General features: G+C 66.9%; 10 protein-coding genes. 8 read left to right on the top strand and 2 right to left on the bottom strand.

The window, feature by feature from the left end; all coding sequences use genetic code 11:
• Positions 1 to 234 precede the first annotated feature (234 nt).
• Together QMZ26_RS20760 and QMZ26_RS20755 are read right to left on the bottom strand one after the other, a co-directional pair.
• Positions 235 to 1,044: an ABC transporter permease gene (locus tag QMZ26_RS20760; RefSeq protein ID WP_079224171.1), complete on the bottom strand. Its 810-nt coding sequence runs from the start codon at positions 1,042 to 1,044 to the stop codon at positions 235 to 237.
• Complete coding sequence (locus QMZ26_RS20755; RefSeq protein WP_079224169.1) at positions 1,041 to 2,009, bottom strand: ABC transporter ATP-binding protein; 969 nt, start codon at positions 2,007 to 2,009, stop codon at positions 1,041 to 1,043. The genes QMZ26_RS20760 and QMZ26_RS20755 overlap by 4 nt, the downstream gene beginning before the upstream one ends.
• Positions 2,010 to 2,093: 84 nt before the next feature.
• Here QMZ26_RS20755 and QMZ26_RS20750 point away from each other — a divergent pair, with 84 nt between their 5' ends.
• The 8 genes from QMZ26_RS20750 to QMZ26_RS20715 all read left to right on the top strand — a co-directional run.
• The gene (locus tag QMZ26_RS20750) at positions 2,094 to 2,843 is read left to right on the top strand and encodes a ferredoxin--NADP reductase (protein ID WP_079224168.1); all 750 of its coding nucleotides are present in this window, start codon (positions 2,094 to 2,096) and stop codon (positions 2,841 to 2,843) included.
• A gap of 293 nt (positions 2,844 to 3,136) precedes the next feature.
• Complete coding sequence (locus tag QMZ26_RS20745; protein ID WP_283222533.1) at positions 3,137 to 3,529, top strand: type IV pilin protein; 393 nt, start codon at positions 3,137 to 3,139, stop codon at positions 3,527 to 3,529.
• Between the two features lie 70 nt (positions 3,530 to 3,599).
• Complete coding sequence (locus QMZ26_RS20740; RefSeq protein WP_283222532.1) at positions 3,600 to 4,760, top strand: GGDEF domain-containing protein; 1,161 nt, start codon at positions 3,600 to 3,602, stop codon at positions 4,758 to 4,760.
• Between the two features lie 118 nt (positions 4,761 to 4,878).
• Positions 4,879 to 6,417, top strand: coding sequence for an alpha/beta hydrolase (locus tag QMZ26_RS20735; protein WP_200733122.1), 1,539 nt, complete (start codon positions 4,879 to 4,881; stop codon positions 6,415 to 6,417).
• Positions 6,414 to 7,160 (top strand): ATP-binding cassette domain-containing protein, encoded by a 747-nt coding sequence (locus tag QMZ26_RS20730; protein ID WP_079224154.1) that lies wholly within the window; start codon positions 6,414 to 6,416, stop codon positions 7,158 to 7,160. The genes QMZ26_RS20735 and QMZ26_RS20730 overlap by 4 nt, the downstream gene beginning before the upstream one ends.
• Complete coding sequence (locus QMZ26_RS20725; protein ID WP_283222531.1) at positions 7,157 to 8,341, top strand: ABC transporter permease; 1,185 nt, start codon at positions 7,157 to 7,159, stop codon at positions 8,339 to 8,341. The genes QMZ26_RS20730 and QMZ26_RS20725 overlap by 4 nt, the downstream gene beginning before the upstream one ends.
• A 205-nt stretch (positions 8,342 to 8,546) precedes the next feature.
• Positions 8,547 to 9,395: a hypothetical protein gene (locus QMZ26_RS20720; RefSeq protein WP_283222530.1), complete on the top strand. Its 849-nt coding sequence runs from the start codon at positions 8,547 to 8,549 to the stop codon at positions 9,393 to 9,395.
• Positions 9,392 to 11,487 (top strand): T6SS effector BTH_I2691 family protein (locus tag QMZ26_RS20715; protein WP_283222529.1); only part of this gene is annotated, 2,096 nt, incomplete at its 3' end. The genes QMZ26_RS20720 and QMZ26_RS20715, both read left to right, overlap by 4 nt.

Below are 11,487 nucleotides of genomic sequence, written 5' to 3'. Positions count from 1 at the left end.
GTAATACGGGACATAGGGAACCTCCAAGTGCGATCAAAGTATCGCTTCTTGGCGTCCGCTGACGGGGAGCCAGATCAGTAAGCGCCATGGATGGCGCGACCAAGCCCCCATGGATGGGTTTACGGCGTCCCCCTCAACCGGACCCACCTCGCCAACCCACGGACACCCAGCTTTTGACGTTGACGTTGCTCTGGCTTGCAGCGGGTGCAGGGCCGCAGGCCCTGCAGGCAACCCTCAGCTGCGCATGCCCACGCCACGCCGCAGCAGCCACAGCGCCAGCGCCGTCAGCACCACCACGAAGCCGAGCATCAGCGCATAGGCAACCCACACCGGCACGTCGCTGCTGCCCAGCAGGCCATAGCGGAACGCATTGACCATGTAGAAGATCGGGTTGGCGTGGGTGGCCGCCTCGGCCCAGGTCGGCAGCAGCTTCACCGAATAGAACACGCCGCCCAGGTAGGTCAGCGGGGTCAGGATGAAGGTCGGCACGATCGCCACGTCATCGAACTTCTTGGCGTACACCGCATTGATGAAGCCGGCCAGCGAGAAGATCGTCGCGCCCAGGATCACCGTGGTCAGCGTCACCAGCGGGTGCGGGATGCGCACCGGGGTGAAGAACATGGCGATGATCAGCACGATCACGCCCACCATCAGGCCGCGCAGCACCGCACCGGCCACGTAGCCCCACAGGATCACCCAGTTCGGCATCGGGCTGACCAGCAGCTCTTCCACGTGGCGGCCGAACTTGGCGCCGAAGAACGAGGAGCTGATGTTGCCGTAGCTGTTCTGGATCACGCTCATCATCACCAGGCCCGGCACGATGAACTGCATGTAGCTGTAGCCGCCCATGTCACCCACGCGCGAGCCGATCAGACCGCCGAAGATGAGGAAGTACAGGGTCATGGTGATCGCCGGCGGCACCAGGGTCTGGCCCCAGATGCGCAGGATGCGCGCCACTTCGCGGCGCACGATGGTCATCAGGGCGATGCGGTTGCGCTGGCCGTCGGTGATCGGTGCCGCGGGCGTGTTCGGGGTGCCGCTCATGCGGTTTTCTCCTGGTTGCCGGTGAGGCGCACGAACAGTTCCTCCAGGCGGTTGCTCTTGGTACGCATCGAACGCACGCGGATGCCGGCCTCGTTCAGCGTGGCGAACACGCGGTTGAGGTCCATCGCGCGCGGCATGTCGATGTCCAGGGTGTGCGCGTCCGGCGCAGTGAGGGTGGCGCCCTCGATCACCGGCAGCTGCGCGGGCAGTTCACCGTCGATGTCCAGCAGGAAGCCTTCCACGTCCAGCTTGGCCAGCAGGGTGCGCATCGGCCCCTGCTCGACGATCTGGCCATGGTTGATGATGGCCAGGTGGCGGCACAGGTACTCGGCTTCTTCCAGGTAGTGGGTGGTGAGGATGATCGTGGTGCCGGCGGCATTGATCTCCTTCAGCACCCGCCACATGTCGCGGCGGATCTCGATGTCCACGCCGGCGGTCGGCTCGTCGAGGATCAGCAGGCGCGGGCGGGTCATCATCGCGCGGGCGATCATCAGGCGGCGCTTCATGCCACCGGACAGGGTGCGGCTCATCACCTGCGCCTTTTCCCAGAGGTGCGCACGCTTGAGTTCCTCTTCGGCGCGCTGCTCCGCTTCCTCGCGGGCCACGCCGTAGAAACCGGCGTAGTTGACCAGGATGTCGAAGGGCTTCTCGAACAGGTTGAAGTTGATTTCCTGCGGCACCAGGCCGATCAGGCGCATGGTGGCGCTGCGGTTGCGCACCAGGTCGCTGCCGAACACTTCCACCTGGCCCTCGCTGAGGTTGACCAGGGAGCTGATGATGCCGATCAGGGTGGACTTGCCGGCGCCGTTGGGGCCGAGAAGGGCGAAGAAATCGCCCGGGGCGACCTCCAGGGAAACCCCTTTCAGGGCCTGGGTGCCGTTGTCATAGGTCTTGCGCAGGTCGCGCACGCGCAGGGCGGGCGCCGTATCGTTCAGGGAAGCCAAGCTCGAAGCCTTCGCGCCCATGGGCTGGCGCTGGAGAGGGGCGGGGAGGGGCTATTATAGAAGACCCCGAGGGCTTGCCCCGGCTACACACTGTCCCGAAAAGTCGTGCCTGTCCAATTCCCCATCAAGCTGGTCGGCCGCCGCATGCTGGCGCCCACCGTCGGCCACTACCAGTTCGTGCGTGATGACGGCCAGCCGCTGGATTTCCAGCCCGGCCAGTTCATCCAGGTCCATTTCAGCTACGCCGATGGCACCGAAACCAAGCGCAGCTACTCGCTGGCGACCATCCACGACCACGCGCTGGGCCCGGGCGAGGCGGTGGACATCGCCGTCAGCTTCGTGCCCGGCGGCGCCGCTACGGCACTGTTCGAGGCGCTGGACCTCGGCGGCCAGGTCAGTGCGTCCGGCCCCTACGGCCGCTTCTGCCTGAACCCCGGCGACCACAATGCCCGATACCTGCTGATCGCCACCGGCACCGGCGTCACCCCGTACCGGTCGATGCTGCCGCTGCTGGAAACGGCCATGGCCGAGCGCGGCGTGCAGGTCGTCCTGCTGCAGGGCGCGCGCAGCCCGGGCGAGCTGCTGTACAGCGAAGATTTCTACAGCTTCGCCGAAAAGCACCCGAACTTCCGTTATGTGCCGTGCCTGTCGCGCGAACTGCCGGCCGACCCGCACCCGGACGTGCAGCACGGCTACGTGCAGCAGGCCCTGGCCGGCTTCGCCCCGGACCCGGCCACCGACATCGCCTACCTGTGCGGCAACCCGGACATGGTCGATGCCTGCGCCGAAGCGCTGAAGGATGCCGGGCTGGGCAACCCGCAGATCCGCCGCGAGAAGTACGTCAGCAGCAAGTAATGCCGGCGCGCGGGCCCTGCATCAGGGCCCGGACAGGGACGCCGCCCCGTCCTGTCGCTTTCGGCCATGCGCCTGACCGTGTGCGCATGGCCCATTCGTTGTGGCCGCGTTTCTCACCCTTCCGGCAGGGAAGCGGTGAAGTGCCCGGATGCGCCCAGCCGCAGGCGTATGCGGCCGGTTGAGCCCGCTGCAGCGCGTTGGGCCCGCTGCAGAATACAAATCGTGGAATAGCGCTGGAGGGGCCGGCGTGCCCAAGGTGGATGCAACTTCCCACCGTCCTCCACGTGGCAGCCATGCCCCCGACCCCACTGCGCCCCGCCCTCGCACCGGGGTTCACCCTGATGGAAATCATCATTGCCTGCGCGATCATCGCCCTTCTCGGCGCGATCGCCGTGCCTTCCTACCGCCAGCACGTGGTCAAGACCCACCGCGTGCAGGCCCAGGCCTGTATTGCCAGCCAGGCCAGCGTGCTCGAAGGGCACTACACGCGCGTGCTGGACTACCAGGGCGCCCCGCAGGCGCAATGCGCCGCAGAGCTCACGGCCTACCAGCTGCGGGTGAACGTGGCCGCCAGCGGGTACACCGTGACGGCCGAGCCGCTGACCGGACAGGCCGACCACGCCTGCGGCACGCTGAGCATGGACCACACGGGCCTGCGGCTGCCGGTGGATCGCGCCTGCTGGTAGCGCGCCGCTGTCATGGCGCACTGGCTGGAACGCGCTAGGATGCGGGCATCATCTGGCACGCACGGATCGCATGTCCCTGGACCTTCCCACCATCGGCGTACTGGGACTGCTGCTGTGCATCGGCATCGCCACGGGCTTCTCGCTGCTGCTGGTGGTGCTGCGTGGGCAGCCGGTGCTGCGCCTGTGGACGGCCAGCCTGTGGCTGCTCACCCTGGGCGTGATCCTGATGGGGCTGCGCCCCTGGTTGCCGCAGGTACCGGCCATCCTCGGTGGCAATGCGGCCATGGCGGCCTCAAGCGTGCTGATGCTGCGCGGCATGGCCCTGCACCTGGGCCAGCCGATGCCGCTGTGGCGCGCGCTGGGCCTGGCCGGCGCGTTCATGGCCGGCATCTTCCTGTTCCTGGTGCCATGGCCCAGCCTGGACGTGCGCCTGCACGTGTACAGCGTGTTCGCGATCGTCATCAATGGCTGGATCGCCGCGCTGCTGCTGCGCCACGCGCCACCGGCGCAGCGCATCAGCTGCCGCCTGGCCGCCGCCGTGTTCCTGGCCGAAGTGCTGGTCTACATCGTGCGCCTGTTCCTGCCGGCCAATGCCGACGCGGGCGGAGACATCATGCGGGCGGGCTCGCCGATGTTCCTGACCTACCTGGCCGGGGTGATGCTGGAACTGGCGCGCTGCTTCGCGCTGGTCCTGCTGCTGCTGGAGCGCCTGCTGGTGGACCTGCGCCGCGCCGCCCGCACCGATGGCCTCACCGGCCTGCTCAACCGCAGCGCAGTGCTGGCCGATGGGTCCGACCAGCTGCAGCAGGTGCGTCGCCTGCAGCGTCCTTTGGCAGTGCTGCTGCTGGACGTGGATCACTTCAAGGCCATCAATGACCGCTGGGGGCATCTGGCCGGTGACCAGGTGCTGCAGCATTTCACCGGCGTGCTGGAGCACTGCGCACGCGGCCACGTGCACCTGCTCAGCCGCTATGGCGGCGAGGAATTCCTGTTATTGCTGCCCGGCAGCGCCGGCGAAGCGGAGCGCCTGGCCACGGTCATCCGTCATGCACTGCAGCAACGGCCCGCGCCGCTCGGTACCGGTCCGGTGGCGGTCACCGCCAGCATCGGCCTGGCCATGGATGACGGCCACACTGACCTGGCCGGCCTGATCGCCCGCGCCGATGCCGCGCTGTACCGGGCAAAAGCCGAAGGCCGCGACCGGCTGGTGGCGGCGGTTGCATTGGCCTAGCGCGGTTGCCCATCGCCGCCAGCGGCGGGGCCGTGTAAGTTTGTTCGCAGAGTTGGTCACATCTGCCGCGGCGCTGCGTCGTGGTCGACAGGAACGTCCTCCAGGGGAATCAAGCACGATGCAAAAACACCCTTTCCGACTGGCCAGGCGATCGGCCGGCCTGCTGTTTGCCGGCGCGATGCTTGCCGGCTGCAGTGCAACGGCCCCCGGTGCCGCCGACGGCAATGACACACCGAGCCAGCGCTACGGGGCGATCGAGTTCCGTCCGTGCACGCTGACCACGGTCGGCGCCAGCGCGAACGTCGAAGCCCAGTGCGGCACCCTGCAGGTGCCCGAAGACCGCGCCCATCCCGAGGGCCGCAAGATCGACCTGCGCATTGCCTGGCTGGAATCGGATGACAGCGGCAATGGTCAGCCCGATCCGGTGTTCTTCCTGGCCGGCGGCCCCGGGCAGGCGGCCAGCGAAGTGGCGGTCATCGTCGATACGGCCCTGCGCCAGGTGCGCAAGCAGCGCGATGTGTTCCTGATCGACCAGCGTGGCACCGGCGGTTCCAACCCGCTCAGTTGCCTGGGCGCGGACGGCAAGCCGCTGAAGATGGACGAAGATGCAGCGCCGACTGAAGCGCTGATGCGCGACTACGCGCAGCAGTGTGCGGCATCGCTGCAGGGGCGCGCCGACGCACGCTTCTACACCACCGCCGAGGCCATCGCCGATCTGGACGCGGTGCGCCAGGCGCTGGGCGCGGACAAGCTGAATCTGGTCGGTGGTTCCTACGGCACGCGCGTCGCCCAGCGTTACGCGATCGCCCACCCGCAGCACACCCGCAGCCTGGTCATCGACGGCGTCGTGCCCAACGACCTGGTGGTCGGCGGCGAGTTCGCCAACACCTTCGACAACGCCATCACCCTGCAGTCGGCGCAATGCCGCAAGGATGCCGCCTGCAGCAAGCGCTTCCCGGTCGATACCCGCGAACAGCTGCGCGCAGTGGCCGCGACCCTGCGCAGCTCCCCGGTCACCGTCGATTACCGCGACCCCGGCACCAATGCGCCGCGCCAGGACGTGCTGAGCCCGGACAGCGTGGTCGGCCTGGCCTTCGCGTTCTCCTACGTGCCCGAGTACTCCTCGCTGCTGCCGCTGGTGCTGGATGAAGCCGCACAGGGCCGCTATGCGCCGCTGGCCTCGCTCGCCCGCGGTGCCACCCGCAGCATGGATTTCCAGATCAACCGTGGCATGCAGTGGTCGGTCATCTGCAGCGAGGATGCGCCGCGTTACCAGGCGCCGCCGGAAAGCGACGACGCCCTTTTCGGCCCGGAAGCGGCGCGTGCGTTCTTCGCCGCCTGCCCGGTGTGGCCGCACCAGCCGGCTGCGGCCACGCTCACCACGCCGCTGAAGAGCGACCTGCCGGTGCTGCTGCTGTCCGGCGAACTGGATCCGGTCACCCCGCCGCGCTACGCCGAACAGGTGCTCAAGGGCCTGCCCAACGGTCGCGCGCTGGTCGCACGCGGCCAGGGCCACGGCACGCTCACCGCCGGCTGCATGCCGCGCCTGCTGGGCCAGTTCATTGATACCCAGGATGCCAAGGCACTCGATGCCCGCTGCCTGGACACGCTGAGCCACGTGCCGGCGTTCACCTCGTTCAACGGATGGACCCCATGATCGTCGCCGACAACCTGCACAAGGCCTTCGACACCCGCACCGGTCGCGTCCAGGCGGTGGCCAACGTTGGCTTCCAGGCCGCCGATGGCCGCATCACCGGCCTGCTCGGCCCCAACGGCGCCGGCAAGACCACCACCATGCGCATGCTGTACACCCTGATGACGCCCGACCAGGGCAGCATCACCGTCGATGGCATCGATGCCGCGCGTGATCCGGTGGAGGTGCGCCGCCACCTGGGCGTGCTGCCCGACGCGCGGGGCGTGTACAAGCGCCTGACCGCGCGCGAGAACATCACCTACTTCGGCGAACTGCACGGCCTGTCGGCGCAGCGCATCCGCGAGCGCATCGAAGTGCTCTCGCACGCCCTGGACATGGCCGACATCCTCGACCGCCAGACCGATGGCTTCTCGCAGGGCCAGCGCACCAAGACCGCCATCGCCCGCGCGCTGGTGCACGACCCGCGCAACGTCATCCTCGATGAACCCACCAACGGCCTGGACGTGATGACCACCCGCGCGCTGCGCCGGTTCCTGCTGGGCCTGCGCGAGGAAGGGCGCTGCGTGATCCTGTCCAGCCACATCATGCAGGAGGTGGGCGCGCTGTGTGACCACATCGTCATCATCGCCAAGGGCACCGTGATGGCGGCCGGCAGTGCCGATGAACTACGCGCGCAGGCCGGCGAAACCAACCTGGAAGACGCGTTCGTGAAACTGATCGGCAGCGAAGAGGGCCTGCACGCATGAGCATGATGTCGACCCTGATGACGGTGATGCGCAAGGAACTGCGCGACCTCTCGCGCGACCGCCGCACGCTGGCGCTGACCCTGCTGTTCGGCCCGCTGCTGTACCCGCTGCTGATCCTGGGCATGGGCAAGCTGTCGGAAAGCCGCTTCCGCACCCAGATCGAACAGCCGCTGGACATTCCCACCATCGGCGCCGAGCACGCCCCGAACCTGGTCCGCTTCCTCGGCGCGCAGGGCCTGAACGCGACCGCGGCACCGAAGGATCTGGCTGAAGCGATCCGCGCCCAGGACATCGACGTGGCACTGCGCATCAGCGCGGATTTCGGCAAGGACTGGGCCGATGGCAAGCCGGCGCTGGTGGAGGTGATCCGTGACAGCACGCGGCGTGCCGCCGAGGTGCCCACGGCACGCCTGCAGGCGGCGCTGTCCACCTACAACGGGCAGGTGGGAGCCCTGCGCCTGATGGCCCGCGGCGTCGATGCGCAGGTTGCGCGGCCACTGGATGTGGCCACGCAGGACATGGCCAGTACCGAAGCCAAGCGCGGCATGATGCTGTCGATGCTGCTGCCGGTGCTGCTGACCCTGACCTCGTTCATCGGCGGCGCCTATCTGGTGATGGACACCACCGCCGGCGAGCGCGAGCGGCAATCGCTGGAGCCGCTGCTGGCCACCCCCGGCTCGCGCAGCGCGATCGTCAGCGGCAAGATCGGCGCGGCCTGCGTGGTCGGGTTCGTATCGCTGCTGCTGACACTGGTCGCGTTCAAGGTCAGTGCCCAGTTCGCCTCCGGCAACGTCAGCCGCCAGCTCAACATGAACATCCTCTCGATGGTGCAGATGCTGCTGGTGATGCTGCCGATGCTGCTGATCGGCACCTCGCTGCTGACCTACCTGTCGGCCGCAGCCAAGAGCATGAAGGAAGCCCAGAGCCACATGACCTGGCTGGTGCTGCTGCCGATGCTGCCGGGCTACGCGCTGATGGCGTACCCGGTGAAGAGCCAGCTGTGGCAGTACGCCGTGCCGTTCCTGTCGCAGAACCAGATGCTGCTCAAGGTGATCCGCCATGAAGTGATCACCCCGACCATCTGGGCGATCTACCTGGGCGCCAGCCTCGGCCTGGCCGCGATCCTGTGGTTTGCCGCGGTGCGCCGTTACCATCAGGAGCGCCTGGCCATCTCCGGCTGACCGGAAGCGGTAGCGCCGGGCCATGCCCGGCGGAGGTACAGCGAGGCCCGGTCATGCCGGGCCTCGTCGTATCCGGCGGCAGAGCGACGGTGCTTCCGTACGAAAAGTTGCAAAAGTGAGGCGATCACGCGAACTGTCGCTTTTGCCTCTTAACGCCCTTGGTCCCGGGTTCTACGGTGGAATCACACCCTTTCACCGTGATCCAATGGACCTGGACTCGCCTGATGCGGCCCCTGTTGACCTGGGGCATCGCACGTTCCTCGCACAGACGCATGGCATCGTCGACCCGACGCAGGTCGCTGCCGCACAGTTCGCCGATCTTCCCGTCGAACCGCTGAACCCACCGCTGCTAGGCAGGCGACTGCACAATCCGCCTCTGCTGGTGGCACTGCATGCACTGCCCTGGCAGGCGCGGCTTGAGCTGCTTGAGCGGGCTGATGCCCAGTTGCGTGATCGCGGCCGGCCGCTGTTCTGCACCCTGCTTGAGAGCGACGCACCGGACCGGGTTCGACCCCACCTGATGAGCCGGATGGCACCCCTGCGGCCGCGTACCGGCAGGGTGCTGTTCCGCGTGCACGACGCACGGGTGTTCCGACATCTCCGGTGGATGCTGGGGCCGTCCCAGATGGCACAGCTGATGGGGCCGATTACTGCGTGGACGTGGCATGAGCCGCTGGGCAATACGTGGCGTACCCAGCTGCGACCGGCCACAGGAGTGTTGTCCGGTGCGTTGATCGATCCAGACCAATGGGAGCAACTGGCCCAGGTCGCCTGTATCAACGGTTGCCTGAGGGACCTCGCCGAGGCGGGGGCCGGCCATGCAAGCACGTTGCTGCCTGCGTTGCTGCAGGCGCTCCGCGAAGCCCACAACGCAGGGCTGCATGAGCTGGATGATCTGCAGTGGTATGCCTGCCAGCGTCTGCGCGGCACTGGGGATCCGGCCGAGCAGGTGGTCGTGAGCCGGCGCCTGGAACGGGTGCACCAGCAGGGAATGTCCTACCGCATGGCCTGCCAGCTTGAGCTGCAGCACGGTCTGCAGACGGAGGCGGCATGACTGGGCCCGAGAGTCATCCCGACTACTGCCCGAACTGCATCACATCAGGGCTGCCGCTGCTGCTTGCACGCTATGCGGTGGCGCGTGCAGACGCTGAAGTACGCGAACCAGCACCGCTGCTGCAGGCCCCGTTCGATGCGCTCAGTGATGAACAGCCGCTTCCAACGGGCGCAGCGTACTACACGCTTCGCCTGCTGCGCGGCGGCTATGTCTACAGCTACCACCAGGCGCGTGATGAGTGGAAGGCATGGCAGTTGAACGAATACGGTGACCTGAGTGAGTTCGACATCCGCGACCAGACCCCACCGCCCCAGAACGATACGCAGCCGGCAAGGTGCTCGCGCCACGGGGAAACGCTGCTGTCCAAATGCATCATCGTGCCCGACGCCGCCCAGGCAACCCTGTTGTGGCTGGCCTACAGCAGCGCACCGTGGACGCGCAGGGTGTGGGGGATGCACCAGGATCCCACCTATCGCCAGCGGCACATGCGATGCATTGACGTTGCCGCGTGGCGGGCCGGTACCTCCACTCAAACGCACGTGGCCGGCCTTGGGCAGGCCCGCGGCCAGGTGGCTGAACTCCATCTTGCTAAGCCATTCACAACGTTGCCGCTCACGCGCAATGACCGGGGCGTGCAGGAGATGCCGTTCAATGCGGTTCCCGGCGTGCATGCATTCGAGTACAGCCTGGATCAATGGGCAAACTACTCCATTGCGCAGGTCGACCAGTTGATCGCGCAGGCAGACATCGCTGCCGGGCAGCCGCAGGCAGCACCGCCTGCGCTGGTGGCGCTGGACGATCCGATCGGCATCATTTCCGATCTCAACCAGCTCGCCATCGAACGCATTCTCGAATGGGAGGCCGAGCCTGAGCGGCAGGAGAGGGTCCAGTCTGCCTCGACCATTTCGCTGATAGAGGGCGCCGTGCGACAAGGGGCGTTCGAAGAGGTCGGGTACCGCCGCAGGGAAGCGGCCCTGTTCGGTCGTGGCGTGGTCAGCATACTGGGCGGAAAGACCAGTGCGGAGCAGCTGGCCAGGCCGCTGCACGCGTGGAATCACGACATATTTGCTGTCGAGGATGAGGAGGCGGTGCTGGTCCAGGCCGACAAATCCTGGCGCAAGTACAGCCGTCACTTGCGCCAAGCCGATGCGCATATTCACTGGTTGGAGAAGATCTACGCGCCTGCGCAGGAGCGGTTCTATGAAGACACCGTGGCCGATCTTGATCGGGCAATGATTGCATGGTGGCGCGCGCCTTCTTTCAAGCAGCACATGCAGAGCAACTTCGACAGCAAGGACAGCACCAGTGGGGTGCTCTACCAGGAAGTCGTGACCAACCTGCTGCGCGACTCAGCCTCGCGCGGCCTCATCATGGGCTATCTGCTCGAGCAGCTGCAGCTGGAAGATCTGCAGGACCCCGGAGCCATCCTTCTGCGAGCACAGATGTGGAACCAGGATGCGTTGCTGAAGACCTGGAAGCAGACCATGGAACAGGCCAGTGTTGGACCCGGCGCGCGGGACTGGCTGACAGCGGCTAACGGCCTGTCCAACGCGCTCAAGGCATTGCTGGATGCAGAATCCGCCGGAAAGCTGAGTGCGATGTTCCAGGGGACGGCACGGCTGGTGGAGCAGCTTTCAGGGCCCCTGACGCGAATGATCGGAGGCGGCGTCAGGAAGGCGTTCGAGGGCAGCGCCACGCTGTTGCCCACCCGGATGCAGGTGGGGATGCTGACCGCACTCGCCCAGTCGGCATCGCCGGATGCCGAGCTGGTAGACCTGAGCGGATACACGACGCCCAAGCGCGCACGCAATGCCCTGGCGATGGCCGTCAGCGAACGCGCAGGGTTGAACGCGGCCAGCCAGGCGCGCGCCGTCGCCGCACACGCCGTTGCCGCGGCTGATGCCGATATGGACGGAAAGCGTTTCAGGATCGGACTCGTTGCCCTGGTGGACAGCGACCAGTTGCGATTGTTCAAGGCGCTGAACGCGAAAGCGGTGATCACCGGAACGTCGCGCCATGCAGAGCTGTCACGAACGCTGACCACGGTGGACATGTACGACGCCATACGAGGCAGCTTCGCCAAAGTCGGTAA

The organism is Stenotrophomonas sp. PFBMAA-4 (assembly GCF_030053215.1).
Lineage (GTDB): Bacteria > Pseudomonadota > Gammaproteobacteria > Xanthomonadales > Xanthomonadaceae > Stenotrophomonas.
Note: the sequence above shows the minus strand (reverse complement) of the source record. Positions and strands in the feature narration are given on the sequence as shown.